The organism is Paracoccus sp. (in: a-proteobacteria), from assembly GCF_035556475.1.
Taxonomy (GTDB): Bacteria; Pseudomonadota; Alphaproteobacteria; order Rhodobacterales; family Rhodobacteraceae; genus Paracoccus.
In genome coordinates this window covers 1-17,528 of record NZ_DATMFA010000109.1, presented here as the reverse complement: position 1 = coordinate 17,528, position 17,528 = coordinate 1, and the positions used below count along the sequence as shown (strand labels likewise).

Here is a 17,528-nt window from a genome sequence, read left to right as displayed (position 1 = left end):
CACTGCGGCAAAGGCTACCGGCGAAGCCAGGCCGTAAGCCGCGATGGCGACGGCAATCGCCAGTTCGAAATTATTGCCGGCGGCGGTAAAGGCGATGGCCGTGGTGCGGGGATAATCGCGAGCAATCAACCGGCCCATGGCAAAGCTGACAAGGAACTGGATGGAATTCTGGGAATAACCTGATCCTCGGTGGGTTGCGTGCTGATACTCTTCTGGGCGGCGCGGGCAATGACACGCTCAATGGCGGGCAAGGCAATGATGTCTTGACCGGAGGAACCGGTGCAGACCGCATCATCGGCGGCCAGGGTGCCGATCGTATGAGCGGATCAGCGGGCGCCGATGTGTTCGTGTTTCAAGCACTCGGGGATTCGACCACCACCTTGGCCGGGCGCGATGTGATCACGGATTTCAGCGTTGCCCAAGGCGACCGTATCGACCTGAGTGCATTGGACGCGCGCACCAATGTTGCCGGAAACCAAGCATTCAGTTTTATCGGGACCGGCGGCTTTACTGGCCATGCCGGTGAGCTGGCGTATCGCAGTCTTGCGGGCGGCACCCTCATTGTGGCCGATGTGAATGGCGATCGCATAGCGGATCTGGCGATCTTGTTGGACTACAGCCTAACACTCAATGCCAACAGCTTTATTCTTTGAGAAAAGCAAGGGGCACTTCCTTGCAAGTGACCCTTCTGCCCGGGGACGCCGCTGGAACTGGCGGTGTGCCCGGCTCATCAGCCGTCTGGGATCAATCGGATATCCGCACCACCAAAACCCCGCAACGCGTTCGCGCCTGAAGCTTTGCCGATGGCCACTTGGGGCTCTAGCATCCCACATCATAGTCCGATGTTGCGCGACCGCGAATGGCAGCAATCTCAGCAGCGCCGCAATTTCCTCAAGGCTTTCGCACGCGGTGTCTGAACAGCGGCTTCGGCGCAAGCCGCGGTGCAGCAGTTTGTCCGGGCTACCGGCGGATATGGGCCAACCTTCCCTATCTTCGGGGCAGGAAGCCCGTCTTAGCGACGGCGGAAACATCGTTTTTTGTCGAACTAAGCCCATGTCAACTTGGGTGTCACATTGCGTGCCCCGTAGAAGAACTCAGGCTTTCTTCTTGTGATGCGGCTCCTCGGGCAGTTCACCCTGCGTGCCAGAGCCGGATCCCGCAAAAGCGGTGCGGCTGATCAAAAGGATGTCTGTGACCGGCTTTCTGGGCATGGCCGGTCAGATCAGTCTTCGCTCCTGCCGACCGGGCAGTGCCAGGGCATCAACAGCCTGTGGTCTATGTCGCCGGCGGTTCGCTCAATCTCGCCAACCATCCAGTTCAGGTAGCTGCGTGGATTGACCCTGTTCAGCTGCGCACTTTCGATCAGGCTGTAGTAGATCGCCCAGACCTGCGCCGCCTCATGGTTCCCCGCGAAGAGCGAGTTCTTTTTTGTAAGCGCAATCCTGCGGATGTAGCGTTCGACCGGATTGTTGTCGATTTCAAGGCGACCGTCGACGGCGAAGCGCTGCAGGGCGTCGAAGGCGTTCAACGTGTAGTTGACTGCCTTCTTCGGAGTCCCCTGCGCGTCAGGCTCCGCCTTAACCAGCTCCGCTTGGATTTCTGCCAGGACTGGGAGGGTTCGCTCATGCCGCATCGTCGCATGTGCTTCGGGGGGAAGGCCCTTCTGCCGGCTCTGCCTGCATGAGGACGATGCAGGCGGCGCCAATCCCGGCATTCTGGGCCGCGATCGCCTGCTCTGGAGCCCCCGCGTCGTGACCACCAGCACCATTCCGCCGCCCTCGGATTCCCCCACCACGCATCTCGCGCCCAGCCGATGCTTCGGATGACGCTGCCATGGTCGCTTTCCTGATGACCAACCTTCAGCCGTCTGAGCCGGAGCCGAGAGCTTCGCGATCGCCCCTGCCCGGTCACATCCCGCAACAATCGGTTGCACAGGCCCGGTGGCAGCCCCCCGCGCCCGACACCCGACGCCGGGCCGAACCATCAGTCACCCTCCGCCCTACCGGCAAGAAGCCTCGCCGCCTTGCAGTTTTCCCTTGCAACCTCCTCGCTACATCCGCGAACCTCGCCGCAAGACGGCTGCCAGAGAATCTCCATTTCATGGATCGGCAAGGCAAGGGAGGCCCCGCCGTCATGGGAGGGAAGGATGCAGTTGACCGACACCGAGCTGGGTGCCGAACTGGCGCTTGGCGGCGTCGAGGCCATGGCCGAACCCAAGCGGGCCGAGCCGTGGATGCGGCCCGTGGAAATCGCCGCGGCGGGGCTTTTGCTGGTGATGATCGTCACCGTGCTCGCGAACGTGTTTTTCCGCTATGTCCTGTCAAAGCCGCTGATCTGGGGCGATGAGGTCGCCTCGCTCAGCTTCATCTGGATGGCGATGCTGGGCGCGGCGATGGCCGTGGACCGGCACGAGCATATGCGCTTGACCGTCTTCCTGCCCCTGATGCCCGAGCGTGTCGCCCGCCTGGCCGAGCTTTCGGGACAGATCCTGGTCTGCATCCTGCTGCTGCGCATCCTGCCGGTCGCGGTCGAATATGCCTATGAGGAAAGCTTCATCACCTCGCCCGCGCTGGGGCTGCCGATGTCCTGGCGCGCCTCGGCCCTGCCTGCGGGGATCGGGCTGATGACGGTGCTGATGCTGGTTTCGGTCGCGCGCACCCGCGAATGGCGGGCGATCGGCGTGACCGTGCTGCTGGCCGGGGCGGCCATCGCCCTTTTGTGGTGGGCGAAACCGGCGCTGCTGGGCATCGGCAACTGGAACCTGCCGCTCTGGCTGGGACTGCTCGTCGCGCTCCTGCTGTGCATCGGGGTGCCCATCGCCTTCTGCTTCGCGCTGGGAACGCTGGCCTATCTGACCTTCGCCAGCCATTCGCCGGTCTTCGTGATGATGGGCCGGATCGATGAGGGCATGTCCTCGCTGATCCTGTTGTCGGTGCCGGTCTTCGTGCTGCTGGGCTGCATCCTCGACGCGACCGGGATGGGCAAGGCAATCGTGAATTTCCTTGCCTCGCTGCTCGGCCATGTGAAGGCGGGGATGAGCTATGTGCTCCTCGGCTCGATGTTCCTCGTCTCGGGGATCTCGGGCTCGAAGGTCTCGGACATGGCGACGGTGGCCCCGGCGCTCTTCCCCGAGATGCGGCGGCGCGGGCATTCCCCCTCCGAGATGACGGCGCTGCTGGCCACCGGCGCGGCCATGGCCGACACCGTGCCGCCCTCGATCGTGCTGATCGTGCTGGGCTCGGTCGCGGGCGTGTCCATTGCCGGGCTGTTCACCAGCGGCTTCGCCATCGCCATGGTGCTGCTGATCATGCTGGCGGTACTGGCGCGCTGGAAGGCGCGGGGCGAGGACATGTCGGGCGTGACCCGCGCCACCCTGCCCCAGATCGGCCGCGTCGCGATCATCGCCATCCCGGCACTGGTCCTGCCCTTCATGATCCGCAGTCTGGTCGGCGGCGGCGTCGCCACCGCGACCGAGGTTTCGACCATCGCCGTGGTCTATGCCTTCGTGATCGGCGTGGTGCTTTACGGCGGCATTCCGCTGCGACGCCTTGGCGGAATGCTGGTCGAGACCGCCGCCATGTCGGGCGCGATCCTGCTGATCCTTGGCGCGGCCAGCGCCATGGCCTGGGCATTGACGCAATCGGGCTTCGCGCGCGACCTGATGACCATCGTGACCAACCTGCCCGGCGGCTGGATGGTCTTCATGCTGGCCTCGATCGTGATCTTCCTGATCCTCGGCTGCGTGCTGGAGGGGCTGCCGGCCATCGTCCTGCTGGCCCCGATCATGTTCCCCATCGCGCGCGGCCTTGGCATCCACGACATCCATTACGCCATGGTCATCGTCACTGCGATGAATATCGGCCTGATGGCACCACCCATCGGCATCGGCTTCTATATCGCCTGCAAGATCGCCAACGTGCCCGCCGAACAGGTCATGCGCCGGATCTGGCCATACCTTGCAGCGCTGCTGGCAGGATTGCTCGCGATTGCTGCCGTGCCGTGGTTCTCGACCGCATTGCTTTGAAGAAACCCTGGGAGGAGGAACCCCATGATCATCAGCCGCCGCAACATCCTGATGGGTGCAGCCGCAGGCGCGCTTGCCGCGCCCTTCATCCGGCCGGGCGCTGCCCGCGCCGCCGAGTTCAGCTACAAGATCGCCAACAACCAGCCGCTGGAGCATCCGAGCAACGTCCGGCTGACCGGGGCGGTCAAGGCGATCCTCGAGGAGACCGGCGGCGCGGTCGATATCCAGATCTTCCCCTCAAACCAGCTTGGGGCCGATACCGACGTTCTGGGCCAGCTTCGTTCCGGCGGGGTCGAGTTCTTCCAGCTTTCGCCGATCATCCTGTCGACGCTGGTGCCCAATGCCTCGATCAACGGCGTCGGCTTCGCCTTCCCGGATTACGACACCGTCTGGAAGGCGATGGACGGCGATCTGGGCGCCTATGAGCGCGGGCAGATCGAGAATGCCGGTCTGGTGGTGATGGAAAAGATCTGGGACAACGGCTTCCGGCAGACGACATCCTCGAACAGGCCCATCGTCTCGCCCGCCGATCTGGAGGGTTTCAAGATCCGGGTGCCGGTCAGCCCGCTCTGGACCTCGCTCTATTCGGCCTTCGGGGCGGCGCCCGCCTCGATCAACTTCGCCGAGGTCTATACCGCGCTGCAGACCGGCATCGTCGACGGGCAGGAAAACCCGCTGGCGATCATGAAGGTCGCGAAACTGTGGGAAGTCCAGAAATATCTGTCGCTTACGAACCATATGTGGGACGGTTTCTGGCTGCTTGGTAACCGCCGCGCCTGGGGCGCCTTGTCCGAGGATTACCAGCAGGTGGTCGCGAAGCATTTCAACGACGGGGCGATGAAGCAGCGCGCCGACGTGATGGCGCTGAACGAGACGCTGCGCGGCGATCTGGAAAGCCATGGCTTCATCTTCAACGAGGTCGATCCCAAGCCCTTCGAGGAGAAGCTGCGCGAGGCGGGCTTCTACGCCGAATGGAAAAAAACCTATGGCGATGAGGCCTGGGCCATTCTGGAAGCCGCTGTCGGGCGGACGCTGGCCTGACCATTGCGGTCAGCCGCGCCGCTCCCTGCCCCGTCCAGCGCGGGGCATCGAGAAGCGGGGCGCGGCTGGCCATCCAAACGCGATAGGAGATCCGCATGTCTGAGCCCCTGATCACCGGCTGGGCGCATACCAAATTCGGCAAGTCGGACGCGCCCGACACCATGTCCCTGATGGCCGAGGTCGCGCGCCCGGCGCTCGACCATGCGGGCATCCCCGCCGATGCGGTCGATGGCATCTTTGTCGGCGTCTACAATAACGGCTTCTCGCGTCAGGATTTTCAAGGCGCGCTGGTCGCGATGGGCACGCCGGAACTGGCGGGCGTGCCCTTCATGCGGACCGAGAACGCATGCGCCACCGGCTCGGCCGCGCTTTATGCGGCGGCGGATTTCATTGCCTCGGGACGCGGCAAGGTCGCGCTGGTGATCGGGGCCGAGAAGATGAGCGCGACCCCCGGCGATCAGGTCGGCGACATCCTGCTTTCGGCCAGCTATGTCGCCGAAGAGGGCGACACGCCCGGCGGTTTCGCGGGCGTCTTCGGGCGCATCACCGAAAGCTATTTCCAGCGCCACGGCGACCGCTCCGAGGAGCTGGCGATGATCGCCGCCAAGAACCACGAAAACGGCATGCGCAACCCCTATGCGCATATGCAGAAGCCCTTCGACCTCGCCTTCTGCAACACCATCTCGGACAAGAACCCGCGCGTCGCCGGGCCGCTCAGGCGGACGGATTGCTCGCTGGTTTCGGACGGGGCGGCGGCGCTGGTGCTGGCCGCACCCGAGGTGGCCGAGGGCCTGCCCCGCGCCATCCGCTTTCGTGCGCGGGCGCAGGCGGGCGACCTGCTGGCGCTGTCGCGGCGCGATCCCATCGCCTTCGAAGGGCCGCGCCGGGCATGGGCGCAGGCGCTGGAACGCGCGGGCCTTGGCATCATGGACTTGTCGCTGGTCGAGACCCATGACTGTTTCACCACCGCCGAGATGATCGAATACGAGGCGATGGGCCTTGCCCCGCGCGGCGAAGGCTGGCGGGTGATCCGCGACGGCATCACCCGTTTCGACGGCGCGCTGCCGGTGAACCCCTCCGGCGGGTTAAAGTCGAGGGGCCATCCCATCGGCGCGACCGGCGTTTCCCAGCATGTCATGGTGGCGATGCAACTGGCGGGCGACGCGGGGGCGATGCAACTGCCCGACGCGACGCTGGGCGGCGTCTTCAACATGGGCGGCGCAGCGGTGGCCAGCTATTGCTCGATTCTGGAGCGCGTGAAATGACCGATCCGAATGGCGGGCTGCGCCCGGTCTCGACCCGGGTGATGAACCTTGCAAACTTCCTGACCCAAGCCGCGCGGCGCGATCCCTCGGGCATCGCGCTGGTCATGGGCGACCTGCGCTGGAGCTGGGCCGAGTTCGAGGCCAAGACCGACGCGCTGGCTTATGCCCTGCAAGCCCGCTTCGGCCTGCAAAAGGGCGACCGGGTGATGTGCCAGTCGCAGAACTGTCTTGAGATGATGCAGGCCATGTTCGCGGTCTGGCGCGCGGGCGGCGTCTGGGTGCCCGCGAATTTTCGCCAGACCCCCGAGGAGGTGGCTTATCTGACCGAAGCTTCGGGCGCGACGCTGATGTTCTGCAACGCCGCTTTCCCCGACCATGCCGCCGCCTGCGACGTCGCCAAGATCGCCATTGGCGCGGCGGATTTCGGCCCCTCGGTCCAGTCCGTCACCGAGGCCCATCGGGGCCAGAGGCCGCAGGTCGCGGCTGCCGATCGCGATGATCCCTGCTGGTTCTTCTTTACCTCGGGCACCACGGGGCGGCCCAAGGCCAGCGTCCTGACCCATGGACAGATGGCCTTCGTGGTGACGAACCATCTGGCCGACCTGATGCCGGGACTGACCGGCGACGACGCCTCGCTGGTGGTGGCGCCGCTGTCGCATGGCGCGGGGGTGCATCAGCTGACGCAGGTGGCGCGGGGGGTCAAGACCGTGCTGCTGCCCAGCGAGAAATTCGACGTGGCGCAGGTCTGGGATCTGGTGCGGGAATGGCGCGTCTCGACCATGTTCACGGTGCCGACGATCGTGAAGCTGCTGGCCGAGCATCCCTCGACCGAGGGCGCTGATCTCTCGTCGCTGCGCTATGTCATCTATGCCGGTGCGCCGATGTATCGCGTCGACCAGCAAAAGGCGCTGCGGGTGCTGGGCAAGGTTCTGGTGCAATATTTCGGGCTGGGCGAGGTCACAGGCAATATCACCGTCCTGCCCGCGCATCTGCATGAGGCCGAGGACGGACCCGCCACCCGCATCGGCACCTGCGGCCATGCCCGCACCGGGATCGAAATCCAGATCCAGGACGATCAGGGCCGCGAAGTCGCGCCCGGCCAGACCGGAGAGATCTGCTGCATCGGTCCCGCCGTTTTCGCCGGCTATTACCAGAACCCCGAGGCCAATGCGAAATCCTTCCGCGACGGCTGGTTCCGCACCGGCGATCTGGGCCACATGGACGAGGCGGGGTTCCTCTATATCACCGGCCGCGAGTCCGACATGTTCATCTCGGGCGGCTCGAACGTCTATCCGCGCGAAATCGAGGAGAAGATCCTGACCCACCCCGCCATCTCGGAGGTCGCGGTGCTGGGCGTGCCGGACCCCCTGTGGGGTGAGGTCGGCTGGGCGGTCTGCGTCGCGCAAGGCCCGGTGACCGAGGCCGAGATGGCCGCCTATCTTGAGCCGAAGCTCTCGCGCTACAAGCTGCCCAAGCGGTTCCTGTTCTGGGAGGCGCTGCCGAAATCGGCCTATGGCAAGATCACCAAGAAGATGATCCGCGAAGAACTGGACGCGCGCGGGTTGCTGGAACGAACCCCGGCATGAGGATGATCCATCCCGGCCCGCGCGCGCCCGAACGCGCCAATATCGCCTGCGCCACGCTGCGCCCCATTGCGGGCACCCTCCCAAAGGGCGTGAGTGTCATGCAGGCGGTCGGCGATCTTTTCGCGCGGCATGGCTGCAAGGGCGGCGTGCTGTCGCTGGCGGGCGTCGCCTGCGATCCGATGCGTTATGTGCTGCCCGCGCTCTCGACCGACGGGCTGCACGGGGCATGGTATTCCGAAACCCATGCGCCGGATGGTCGCTGGACCATCTCAAGCGCCACGGCGACCGTAGGCTGGAAGGACGGCGCGCCTTTCCTGCATTGCCACGGCATCTGGAGCGACGGGACGACCACCGCGATGGGCCACCTGCTGCCCTTCGACGCGGTCATTGCCGAGGACGCGCATGTGACCGGCCTTGGCGCGGCGGCGACCTGGTTCGAGTCCCTGCCCGACCCCGAGACCGCCTTCACCCTTTTCACCCCGCAGGGCGGCGACGACGGCCCCGCGCTTTTCGCCCGCATCCTGCCGGGCGAGGATGTGGTTCCGGCCATCGAGGCGCTGGCCGCGCGCCACGGCATCCGCGATGCCCGCCTGCACGGCGTCGGCAGCATCGACCATATCCGCTTCGCCTGCGGCGGACGGATGGATTGCCTCGCCACCGAATTGCGGCTGGACAGCGCGCGGCTGGTGGATGGCCGCGCCGACCTGCCGATCGAGGTCGTGGACATTCACGGCGCCATTGCACGCGGCACGCTGGACCGGGGGCCGAACCCGGTCGGCGTGACGCTGGAACTGATCATCGAACCGACAAAGGACCAGACATGAAAACCGCAATCGTCACCGGCGGCTGCCGGGGCATCGGCCTTGCCACCACCGAGGTCTTTCTCGAACAGGGCTGGCAGGTCGCCGTGGTTGACCGCGATACCGAGGAATTGCACCGCGCTTGCGACCATATCGACAATGTGATGACGGTCGAGGCCGATATCTCGGACCCGCAGGCGGTGGATGGCGTGATCCGGCAGGTGGTCGCGCGCTTTGGCCGCGTCGATGCGCTGGTCAACAATGCCGGCGTCGCCCTTTTCTCGCAGGCCGGGCAGACCAGTTTCGAACAATGGCGCGAAGTGATGGCCACGAACCTCGACGGCGTCTTCCTCTGCACGCAGGCCGCGATCCCGGAACTGGCCAAGACCAAGGGCGCGATCGTCAATATCGCCTCGATCTCGGGGCTGAGGGCCTCGACGCTGCGGGTGGCCTATGGCACCTCCAAGGCGGCGGTGATCCATCTGACCAAGCAATTCTCGGCCGAACTGGGCGAGCTGGGCATCCGCGTCAATTGCATCGCCCCCGGCCCGGTCAAGACCAAGCTGGCAATGGCCGTCCATGCGCCCGAGATCATCTCGGCCTATTACGACGCGATCCCGCTGAACCGCTATGGCGAGGCGCGCGAAATCGCCGAGGCCATCGTCTTCCTCTGCTCCGAGAAGGCGAGTTTCGTCACCGGCCAAACGCTCGCGGTGGATGGCGGTTTTGACGCAACCGGCGTCGGCCTGCCGGCGCTGCGGCGGGAAAACGAACCGGCCTGAGCCTCAGGCGGTCAGCTTTTCAACGATCTCGCGCACTTCCGCGCGCGAGATCAGGTTCTCGCTCGCGGTGTTGTGGATGGTGACGCCCTCGAGGAAGGCATCCAGCGTACGCGCCGTCGCGGGCGGGAAATGCCGCTGCAGGGCGGCGCGGCTTTCGGCCATCCAGTCCCGCAGCACCTCCTTCAGGAGCGGGTTGCGGGCGGCATAGGCGTAAAGCTCGAAGCTCAGCAGCATGTTGCGCGGCGTGGCCCAGAGCCCGCCGCAGATCAGGTCGACCACCGCCTCACGCGCCTCGGCGATATTGGTCGCCGCCTCCAGCCGCTGGTGATAGCGCGCGGCGACCTCTTGCGAAAAACGCCGGAAGGCCTCGACCAGCAGGTCGTCGATCCCCGCGAAATGATAGGTGGTCGAGCCCAGCGGCACATCCGCCGCCTGCGCCACCCGCCGATGCGTCGTGCCCGCGATGCCATGCCGGGCGATCACCTCCAGCGCGGCATTGATGATGCGGTCGCGCCGGTCGGGATCGTGGCGGCGCTTACGTGTTTCGGTCATGCGGTCCCGTTCTTGACTTTTCCCCCGTCGCGGCCTTATCCCGGTCCGGCGTTATGGACGTTTGTACATAACTAGATCAGCGGCAACCGAGGCGTCAATGCAACAGGAAATCCGGCGCCGGACACGGGCGCTGTTCGTCTATTTCTTCATCCCCGGTCTGGCCCTCGCCTCATGGGTGACGCGCACGCCCGAAATCCGTGACGCGATCGGCGCCTCGGTCGCGCAGATGGGGATGGTGCTGTTCGGTCTCTCGCTTGGCTCGATCATCGGCATCCTGATCGCGGGCCGGACCATCAGGCGTTTCGGCAGGCGCCGCGTCGCCATCCTGGGCCTCACGCTGGTCTTTTCCTCGCTGGTCACGGTCGCGCTGGGGGTGGTGCTGGGCTCGCAATTCCTGTCCGCCTGCGGATTGGCCCTCTTCGGGCTGGGCATGGGCCAGGCCGAGATCGCGGTGAACCTGGAAGGCGCCGGGATCGAAAAGCTGACCGGCAGGCCGGTCCTCCACAAGCTGCATGGCTGCTTCAGCCTCGGGACGCTCGGTGGCGCGCTGGCGGGGCTGGCGCTGGTGGCGCTGCGGGTTCCGGTCGCGCTGCATATGCTGGCCATCGCGCTTTTGACGCTGGGACTGATCGTCGCATTCCGCAATGACATCCCCGCCGGAAACGAGCAGCACCCGACCGAAGGAACCCAGCCCAAAAGCCGGGTTCCGGTCTGGCGCGACCGGCGCGTGCAGCTGATCGGCCTGATCGTCTTTGCCATGGCGCTGGCCGAAGGGGCGGCGAATGACTGGCTGCCGATCCTGATGGTGGACGAGCACGGCTTTTCCACGGCCTCGGGCTCACTGATCTTCGTGGCCTTCACCGCGGCGATGACCGCCGGGCGGTTTGGGGGTGGCTATTTCATCGCGCATTTCGGCAATGCCCGCGTGATCCGGGTCTGCGCCGTCATGGCCGGGCTGGGCGTCGCCTATATCATCTTCGGCAACAACCCCTGGCTCGCCGGAGGCGCGGTGCTGCTCTGGGGTCTGGGCACCTCGCTGGGCTTTCCCGTCGCGATTTCCGCCGCAGGCTCGGGCGGAGGCCCGGCCGCCGTCGCCCGTGTCAGCGCGGTGGCGATCGTCGGCTATCTGGCGCTGCTGGTCGGCCCGCCGGGCCTTGGTTTCCTCGGCGAGCATTTCGGCCTGCGCCATGCGATGCTGGTCGTGGCGCTGCTGATCGCGGGGGCATCGCTGGCTGCCTCGTCGGTCCAGCCCCGAACGGACTGACCGCGAGCAAAATCACGACCTGATCACCGGAGGCCGAGGATCAGCCCAAAGCTCATTTCGACGCCGCGGGATAGATGAAACCGTTGACCGGATAGACCGAGCCAAGCTGACCGGGAACGCTTTCCAGCCTCACCGACGACCAATCGTTCTTCGGCGAGACATCCACCGCCACCATGTCGATCGAGACGCGGTTGCGGTTCCAGTTCGCATGGCTGACAAGCACTTCGCGCTGAGAAATCACCTTCGAGACCACAGCGACATGGCCGTTCGGATTCTTCCGCGTGGCCTTGAATGACATCACCGCCGCGGGGGCCGGGGTTCTGCCGCGGTCGTAATGGCCCCGGGCCTTGCCCCACCATTCCTTGGCGTTCCCTCTGATCTGGACCCCGCTCAGCGTCCGCGCGAACGGAACGCACCAGACCCTTGTTCCCTGGGTTTGCTTCGTCTTCACCTCGAGCAGGGCAAGAGACATGCGTTGCGGAGAAATACGCCCGAGCCTCACATCGCTCTGGTTGCTGATCTTCGCCCCAAGTTCGATATCGGACTGGGAGCCGCCACCCTGCATGGCCTGCTCTGAACATCCGGCAAGCAGCATGCAGAATGCAGCGCTTGCAATGCAGGCGCGCCTGCTTGCCGACCAATTGATCATCTGCCCTCGTCCGAATTTTCTCGGTTGCTCTCCGGCAACCCGTGTTTATTAGCCCCGACGGGGTAGATGCGACAATCGAGGGGTTTCCTCGGTCATGGCCATCGGCGCCAAATTGCCGTCGCAGGCTGGCCGATCGGCGGATATTGACCTTCCAGCCCGCTATCCGCGCCGTTGGCAGGTCATCTTGCCCCGGAAACCTGCCACCCGCCCCGATGGCAAGGGATCAGCACTTTCGCGCAGCAACCAGCAGCATCATCGGCCGCTCCAGTTCCTCGGCAAGCGCGGGCACGGCCTCGATCTGTTCCGGCGTTGGCGCGAACTCTTCGAGGCGACGCAGCGCGAAACCTGCGTCGATCAGGGTGTTCAGCGTCGTGGCCAATGTCCGGTGATATTTCAGCACCCCTTTGGCGAACCAGTCGGTGCGGCGCGCACCCTCGATGGAGTAGCCATTGACCGGCCAGGTCTTGCGCCCGTCCTCGTCCAGTTGCCAGCCGGGATGCGCGGCGGCCATGAAGATCGGATGCTCGGCCGTAAAGACCAGATCACCGCCGGGCGCGAGGGCCTGGTGGATCATGCGGACCAGTCGCCCGAAATCCCGGACATAGTGAAAGGCCAGCGAACTATAGACCAGATCATAGGCGGCAGCCGGCAGTTCCAGCGTCTCCAGATCCGCGAAGCGGTAGTCGATGGCGGCGGCGCTGTCGGCCCGGGCGCGGTCGATCATGTTCCGCGACAGATCCAGACCGAGGACCGAGATCGCCCCCTGTTCGTGGAACCAGCGCGAGGCCCAGCCAAAGCCGCAGCCCAGATCGGCCACGCGACGGCCTGTCACATCGGGCAGCAGCGCGCGGATCGCGGGCCATTCCGGGGCGCCGGCCAGCCCCTGCACCTGCCGGGGAAGTTGGCTATAGCCCGCGAAGAAATCGGGATTGTCATAGATATTCTGGGCCATGCTCGCCTCCTGACGGAGCGGTGGCGCGGCCAAGGCTGGCGGTCCTTGGGGTCGCGCCACATGAGGGCCCTGTATTCGCCACGCCTTGGCGGATGTCAAATTTCGCGCGGGATCGACGTTTCAAGCCCACCCCGGCCAGCGTCGCAAATGAGCGATAAAGCGTCGTCTTTGTTTGACCGCCTGCCGCGAGGCTGCTATGGCGACGGACCGGGAGCGAGAACAGGATTACTGACGCATGACGATGTGGGGCACCTTCCTCAAGCCGATGCATCCCGAGGGCTATCGTTTTCTCGCGGTCTTTGCCGCCGTCACGGTGGTCCTCTTCCTGATCTGGGAGCCGCTGGGCTGGCTCGGGTTGGGACTGACGGTCTGGTGCTATTATTTCTTCCGCGATCCGCGCCGCGCCGTGCCGCAGGGCGAGGGGCTGGTGATCAGCCCGGCCGATGGCGTCGTCTCGCTGATCGAACCGGCCGTGCCGCCCGCCGAACTGGGGATGGAGCCGGTGGCGCTCACGCGTGTCAGCGTTTTCATGTCGGTCTTTGATTGCCATGTGAACCGCGCGCCGGTCGCGGGGCGCGTGGTGTCGGTGGCTTACCGGCCCGGCAAGTTCTTCAACGCCTCCCTCGACAAGGCCAGCGAGCATAACGAACGCAACGGGCTCTGCCTTGAACTGGCGGACGGGCGGCACCTCGCCGTGGTGCAGATCGCCGGTCTGGTGGCGCGGCGCATCCTCTGCTGGACCAAGGAAGGCCAGAATCTGAGGACGGGGGAACGCTTCGGGCTGATCAGGTTCGGCTCGCGCCTCGACATCTATCTGCCGCCGGGCGAGGTTCCGCTGGTTGCCGTCGGGCAGAGGATGGTCGCGGGCGAGACCGTGATCGCCGAGCTTGGGCGTCCGGGGACCGCGCGTCCGGCACTGGTGGATTGAAGATGACGGCGCACCCGGACCCTCGTTCCCGATTGTCCGTGTTGCAGCTTCTGCCCAATGCCCTGACGCTGGCGGCGCTTTGTGCCGGACTGACGGCGATCCGTCTGGCTTTCGGAGGCCAGTTCGACAAGGCAGCGGCGCTGATCCTGCTGGCGGCGCTGCTCGACGGTCTCGACGGGCGGCTGGCGCGCCGGCTGCGCAGCGAAAGCGCCATGGGCGCGGAACTCGACTCGCTTTGCGACTTCGTCAATTTCGGGGTGGCGCCGGCGCTGGTCCTGCACCTCTGGGCCTTTGATGGCGCCGCAGGGGCGGGCTGGATTGCCGCGCTGGTCTATGCGGTGGCCTGTGTCCTGCGCCTTGCCCGCTTCAATATCGGCAGCCGGGATCAGCTTGCGGCGGGCCTGCCGAAGAAAGCCTTCACCGGAGTCCCCTCGCCCGCCGGAGCGATGCTGGTCTTTCTGCCGATCTTCGTCGCGAACCTCAATCCCGCCCTGACCGTTCCGGGGCCCGTCTGCGCGCTCTGGATGATCCTGGTGGCGGCGCTGATGGTCAGCCGCCTGCCGACGCCCGCCCTGCCCCAGACCAGCATCCGGCGCGAACAGGCGGGCCTGATCCTCCTCGCGGTCGTGGGCTTGGGCGCGGCGCTCCTCACCTATCCCTGGCTGACGCTGGTGCTGCTGAATCTGGGCTATCTGCTGCTTCTGGCGCTGGGATGGAAGCAGCGTTGGCGGCAGTCCACACGAAAGGACGGATGAATGGAGCTTCAGGCAGTCGAAAGATCCTATGCCCGCTGGGCCCCGATCTATGACCGCACCTTCGGGGCAGTCACGCAGGTTGGCCGCCGCAGGGCGACCGCGCTGCTGAGCGAGCTTGGCGGCTCGGTTCTGGAGGTGGGCGTCGGCACCGGCCTTGCCCTGCGCCATTATGACCGGCGCGTCACCGTCACCGGCGTGGATTACAGCGCCGAGATGCTGGAGAAGGCCCGCGCCAAGGTCGCGGCCGAGGGGTTGCAGAACGTGGCCGCGCTGCACCGGATGGATGCGCGTGAGCTCGACTTCGCGGATGAGAGCTTCGACCATGTCGCGGCCATGCATGTGATCTCGGTGGTGCCCGAGCCCGAGAGGGTCATGTCCGAGATCGCGCGCGTGGTCCGGCCGGGCGGAAGCGTGGTGATCGTCAATCATTTTGCCCGAAAGACGGGCGCATTGGCCATGGCCGAACGGGTCGCCGCCCCGATCGCCGACCTCCTCGGCTGGCATTCCGACTTCGATCGCGCCCGGGTGCTGGGCGAGGCGTGCCTGACCCTGACGGATGAATGCAGCCTGCCGCCCGTGGGCATGATGACACTGATGCGGTTGGTGAAGGCGGGCTGAGGCAGGCCGGCAATCTGGCGCTGCTGATCGCTGGGCCTCGCTGGCCGCCCTCTCGCCCGGGTTCTTGCTCTGGAAGGTGCGGGCATCGACCATGCAATCAACGCCCGTCCCTCTCGCTCGTGTCAGCTTGCCTGTCTCAGGCCCAATATCTGGGCGTCGAACGCGCAGCTGTAGATGTGGTGCATGGCGTCGACCCGGCCGGGAACAAGCGGGATGTCCTCTCTGATCCACATCCACGGGTATCTCGACAGGGTGCTTTCGAACCGACGAGACGCGGTTGCCGACCAGAAGGCGGCAATCCCGCGCGGGGTCAGCGCCTCTGCCACCTCAGCGATGCCGCGATCCTGATAAAGCCCCTCATTCTCGGGCCGGACCACGAAATCGGGGCCGTTATCCGTGTCGAGCAGGATAAGATCGTAACGCCCCATCGACGATGCCAGGTGATCGCGCACGTCACCGATCACCAGCCTGCTGCGCGGGTCATCCAGCGGGCTACCCGCAAGGTGGGCAAGCTGACCCTGATTCCACATGACCACCTCGGGAATGATCTCGCACACCGTCACCTCGGTCTCCGGGGCGGAAAGATCCAGAAGCGCGCGCAGGCTGTAGCCGAGGCCCAGTCCGCCGATCAGCACGCGCCTGGCCTGGAAGTCCAGACGCCGCATCGACCGCATCGCCAGCTGGATTTCCGATTGATAGTTGAGATTGGACATCAACTCGATGCCGTTATAGCGGATTTCGTAGATTTCGCCGCGCTGGCGCAGCACGATATCGTCACCCGACGCGGTGCGCGCGCGGGCCAGTGTTTCCCACAATGTCATGACATTTCCCGTCGATTTCAGGCCGCTGCTGAAGGCGCGGCGATAAGCTGGATCAGCGGTATTGATCAGGGTTGCCGGTCGTTAAGCGCCAGGCAACCCAAGGACATTGTTTGCCCTGAACCCAATCAGAAGGGGAAAAATGGCCGAAGGATTGAACAAGCCGGGCGGTTCCTGCCATCTCGTGTCGGGACGGCTACAACATCAGCCGGCGCCAGTATGGCCCGGCTTGCGCTCGCTTGCAAGCCGGGCGCCGACGGTCACGCCCGGAAGACGACCTCGGCTGCAAATCCATCGGTCCTGCCCGGCACGGGTGAGCTGAGCTGCAGTTCTGCATCGGCATTGCGCGCGATGGTTTCGGCAATGGCAAGGCCAAGGCCCGAGCCGAGCTGCTGGCTGCCCGCCCGCTCGAAGCGCCGCGTCAGCTTCGCCAGCGTCTCCGGGGTGACCGGTGGGCCGGAGTTCTCGACCCGCAGCGAGGTTTCGGAGAGCCGGACCGTGACGGGCGGTGCGCCGTGAAGCAGCGCGTTCTCGATCAGGTTGCGGGCAAGGACGGCAAAGGCGTCGATATCCATCGCGACCATGACCGGCCCCTCGGCCAGATCCAGCCGCAGATCTCCGCCGAAATCCGCGACGACCAGCCGCAGGACCGGCGCCATGTCATGAAGGCCGTGATCCCTACCGGACATGCCTTCGGCGCGGGCAAGGTCCAGCAGCTTTTCCGAGAGGCGCGACAGGCGGCGCAGTGAGGTCGCGATCCCCTCGGCCCGGCTGCGGATTTCCGGCGCGTCCGCCTCGGCGATCAGGCGCTGGGTCTGGGCCAGCGTCGCCGCGATGGGGGTGCGCAATTCATGCGCCGCATTCGAGGAGAAGTCCCGCTCGGCCGTCAATGCGGTTTCCAGTTGCGCCATCAACTGGTCAACCGCCGCGCGGATCGGCTCAAGCTCTACCGGCAGGTCGTCGAGGTCGAGCGGGCGCAGGTCGCGGGCGTCGCGCCCCGCCACTTCGCGTGACAGATCGTCCACGGGGGAAAGGCGGCGGCGGGTGAACCGGCCGACGGCAAGAAAACTCAAGGGCAGCAGCAGGATCGAGGGCAGAAGCATCCCGATCAGCGTTTCGCGCGCCGCGTCGCTGCGCTCGTCAAGCGGGGCCGCAACCTGCAAAAGGACGCCCTCCTCGGTCTCCACCGTCAAGACCCGCATTTTGCCGACGTCCGCCAACCCCTCCTCCCGGGTCGCGGCGATAAGCGCGTCGTCGGCATTGCGCGAATGGAACAGCACTTGCCCGTCAGGCCCGATCATCCTGGCCACCAGATCCCCGCGCCGCGGGGTGCCGCGCTGGATGCCCTCGATCGCGAGGAGCCGGTCGGCGGTGCGGCCAAGCGCCGCGTCATAGACCTCGTCGATCTCGCGGCGCAGGATCGTCCAGCCCAGCAGCAGCGCGAGCAGCCAGGTCAGGACGATCCCCGCGCCGAAGCCCAAGGCAAGGTCGCGG

At 65.7% G+C, this 17,528-nt stretch carries 17 protein-coding genes and 1 pseudogene; 11 read left to right on the top strand and 7 right to left on the bottom strand.

What is annotated here, in order from left to right:
- Positions 1-162: pseudogene (locus tag VNQ78_RS15335) on the bottom strand (arsenical-resistance protein); the annotation flags it as partial.
- 32 nt (positions 163-194) lie between these two features.
- Here VNQ78_RS15335 and VNQ78_RS15330 point away from each other — a divergent pair.
- The gene (locus VNQ78_RS15330) at positions 195-653 is read left to right on the top strand and encodes a M10 family metallopeptidase C-terminal domain-containing protein (protein ID WP_325691306.1); all 459 of its coding nucleotides are present in this window, start codon (positions 195-197) and stop codon (positions 651-653) included.
- 569 nt (positions 654-1,222) lie between these two features.
- On the opposite strand, the gene VNQ78_RS15325 is transcribed toward VNQ78_RS15330, so the two are convergent.
- Complete coding sequence (locus tag VNQ78_RS15325) at positions 1,223-1,768, bottom strand: IS66 family transposase (protein WP_325691305.1); 546 nt, start codon at positions 1,766-1,768, stop codon at positions 1,223-1,225.
- Between the two features lie 378 nt (positions 1,769-2,146).
- Between VNQ78_RS15325 and VNQ78_RS15320 the strand changes: the two genes are divergently transcribed.
- The 6 genes from VNQ78_RS15320 to VNQ78_RS15295 all read left to right on the top strand — a co-directional run bounded on the left by VNQ78_RS15320 (position 2,147) and on the right by VNQ78_RS15295 (position 9,498).
- A complete protein-coding gene (locus VNQ78_RS15320; RefSeq protein ID WP_325691304.1) occupies positions 2,147-4,024 on the top strand; it encodes a TRAP transporter large permease subunit in 1,878 nt (625 codons plus the stop codon).
- A gap of 24 nt (positions 4,025-4,048) precedes the next feature.
- A complete protein-coding gene (locus VNQ78_RS15315; protein ID WP_325691303.1) occupies positions 4,049-5,065 on the top strand; it encodes a TRAP transporter substrate-binding protein in 1,017 nt (338 codons plus the stop codon).
- A gap of 95 nt (positions 5,066-5,160) precedes the next feature.
- Complete coding sequence (locus tag VNQ78_RS15310) at positions 5,161-6,330, top strand: acetyl-CoA acetyltransferase (RefSeq protein ID WP_325691302.1); 1,170 nt, start codon at positions 5,161-5,163, stop codon at positions 6,328-6,330.
- Positions 6,327-7,916 (top strand): acyl-CoA synthetase, encoded by a 1,590-nt coding sequence (locus VNQ78_RS15305; RefSeq protein ID WP_325691301.1) that lies wholly within the window; start codon positions 6,327-6,329, stop codon positions 7,914-7,916. The genes VNQ78_RS15310 and VNQ78_RS15305 overlap by 4 nt, the downstream gene beginning before the upstream one ends.
- On the top strand, positions 7,913-8,740 hold the full coding sequence (locus VNQ78_RS15300) for a PCC domain-containing protein (RefSeq protein ID WP_325691300.1): 828 nt from the start codon (positions 7,913-7,915) through the stop codon (positions 8,738-8,740). Before VNQ78_RS15305 ends, VNQ78_RS15300 begins: the two co-directional genes overlap by 4 nt.
- On the top strand, positions 8,737-9,498 hold the full coding sequence (locus VNQ78_RS15295) for an SDR family oxidoreductase (protein ID WP_325691299.1): 762 nt from the start codon (positions 8,737-8,739) through the stop codon (positions 9,496-9,498). The genes VNQ78_RS15300 and VNQ78_RS15295 overlap by 4 nt, the downstream gene beginning before the upstream one ends.
- 3 nt (positions 9,499-9,501) lie before the next feature.
- On the opposite strand, the gene VNQ78_RS15290 is transcribed toward VNQ78_RS15295, so the two are convergent.
- A complete protein-coding gene (locus VNQ78_RS15290) occupies positions 9,502-10,050 on the bottom strand; it encodes a TetR/AcrR family transcriptional regulator (protein ID WP_325691298.1) in 549 nt (182 codons plus the stop codon).
- 97 nt (positions 10,051-10,147) lie between these two features.
- Here VNQ78_RS15290 and VNQ78_RS15285 point away from each other — a divergent pair, with 97 nt between their 5' ends.
- A complete protein-coding gene (locus tag VNQ78_RS15285) occupies positions 10,148-11,314 on the top strand; it encodes an MFS transporter (protein ID WP_325691297.1) in 1,167 nt (388 codons plus the stop codon).
- Between the two features lie 52 nt (positions 11,315-11,366).
- Here the strand turns inward: VNQ78_RS15285 and VNQ78_RS15280 are convergent, their stop codons facing one another.
- Positions 11,367-11,963, bottom strand: a complete 597-nt coding sequence (locus VNQ78_RS15280) for a CHAP domain-containing protein (protein WP_325691296.1) — start codon at positions 11,961-11,963, stop codon at positions 11,367-11,369.
- A gap of 223 nt (positions 11,964-12,186) precedes the next feature.
- On the bottom strand, positions 12,187-12,915 hold the full coding sequence (locus tag VNQ78_RS15275) for a class I SAM-dependent methyltransferase (RefSeq protein ID WP_325691295.1): 729 nt from the start codon (positions 12,913-12,915) through the stop codon (positions 12,187-12,189).
- Between the two features lie 235 nt (positions 12,916-13,150).
- Here VNQ78_RS15275 and VNQ78_RS15270 point away from each other — a divergent pair, with 235 nt between their 5' ends.
- Genes VNQ78_RS15270 through VNQ78_RS15260 form a run of 3 tightly spaced genes read left to right on the top strand, consistent with a single transcriptional unit; the run spans position 13,151 to position 15,216 of the window.
- Positions 13,151-13,843, top strand: coding sequence for a phosphatidylserine decarboxylase (locus VNQ78_RS15270; protein WP_325691294.1), 693 nt, complete (start codon positions 13,151-13,153; stop codon positions 13,841-13,843).
- Between the two features lie 38 nt (positions 13,844-13,881).
- A complete protein-coding gene (gene pssA / locus VNQ78_RS15265; protein ID WP_325691293.1) occupies positions 13,882-14,598 on the top strand; it encodes a CDP-diacylglycerol--serine O-phosphatidyltransferase in 717 nt (238 codons plus the stop codon).
- Entirely contained in the window at positions 14,599-15,216 is a 618-nt protein-coding gene (locus VNQ78_RS15260; RefSeq protein WP_325691292.1) for a class I SAM-dependent methyltransferase, read from the top strand.
- A 122-nt stretch (positions 15,217-15,338) separates the two neighbouring features.
- On the opposite strand, the gene VNQ78_RS15255 is transcribed toward VNQ78_RS15260, so the two are convergent.
- Together VNQ78_RS15255 and VNQ78_RS15250 are read right to left on the bottom strand one after the other, a co-directional pair.
- Positions 15,339-16,037 (bottom strand): hypothetical protein, encoded by a 699-nt coding sequence (locus VNQ78_RS15255; RefSeq protein ID WP_325691291.1) that lies wholly within the window; start codon positions 16,035-16,037, stop codon positions 15,339-15,341.
- Between the two features lie 257 nt (positions 16,038-16,294).
- Positions 16,295-17,528, bottom strand: a 1,234-nt coding sequence (locus VNQ78_RS15250) for a sensor histidine kinase (RefSeq protein WP_325691290.1), incomplete at its 5' end; no start/stop codon positions are given.

What these genes read in the sequence shown, in the direction of transcription:
- VNQ78_RS15325 (WP_325691305.1), bottom strand. Translation starts at nt 1,768, where the DNA reads ATGGTGCTGGTGGTCACGACGCGGGGGCTCCAGAGCAGGCGATCGCGG.
- VNQ78_RS15320 (WP_325691304.1), top strand. Translation starts at nt 2,147, where the DNA reads ATGCAGTTGACCGACACCGAGCTGGGTGCCGAACTGGCGCTTGGCGGC.
- VNQ78_RS15315 (WP_325691303.1), top strand. Translation starts at nt 4,049, where the DNA reads ATGATCATCAGCCGCCGCAACATCCTGATGGGTGCAGCCGCAGGCGCG.
- VNQ78_RS15310 (WP_325691302.1), top strand. Translation starts at nt 5,161, where the DNA reads ATGTCTGAGCCCCTGATCACCGGCTGGGCGCATACCAAATTCGGCAAG.
- VNQ78_RS15305 (WP_325691301.1), top strand. Translation starts at nt 6,327, where the DNA reads ATGACCGATCCGAATGGCGGGCTGCGCCCGGTCTCGACCCGGGTGATG.
- VNQ78_RS15300 (WP_325691300.1), top strand. Translation starts at nt 7,913, where the DNA reads ATGAGGATGATCCATCCCGGCCCGCGCGCGCCCGAACGCGCCAATATC.
- VNQ78_RS15295 (WP_325691299.1), top strand. Translation starts at nt 8,737, where the DNA reads ATGAAAACCGCAATCGTCACCGGCGGCTGCCGGGGCATCGGCCTTGCC.
- VNQ78_RS15290 (WP_325691298.1), bottom strand. Translation starts at nt 10,050, where the DNA reads ATGACCGAAACACGTAAGCGCCGCCACGATCCCGACCGGCGCGACCGC.
- VNQ78_RS15285 (WP_325691297.1), top strand. Translation starts at nt 10,148, where the DNA reads ATGCAACAGGAAATCCGGCGCCGGACACGGGCGCTGTTCGTCTATTTC.
- VNQ78_RS15280 (WP_325691296.1), bottom strand. Translation starts at nt 11,963, where the DNA reads ATGATCAATTGGTCGGCAAGCAGGCGCGCCTGCATTGCAAGCGCTGCA.
- VNQ78_RS15275 (WP_325691295.1), bottom strand. Translation starts at nt 12,915, where the DNA reads ATGGCCCAGAATATCTATGACAATCCCGATTTCTTCGCGGGCTATAGC.
- VNQ78_RS15270 (WP_325691294.1), top strand. Translation starts at nt 13,151, where the DNA reads ATGACGATGTGGGGCACCTTCCTCAAGCCGATGCATCCCGAGGGCTAT.
- VNQ78_RS15260 (WP_325691292.1), top strand. Translation starts at nt 14,599, where the DNA reads ATGGAGCTTCAGGCAGTCGAAAGATCCTATGCCCGCTGGGCCCCGATC.
- VNQ78_RS15255 (WP_325691291.1), bottom strand. Translation starts at nt 16,037, where the DNA reads ATGACATTGTGGGAAACACTGGCCCGCGCGCGCACCGCGTCGGGTGAC.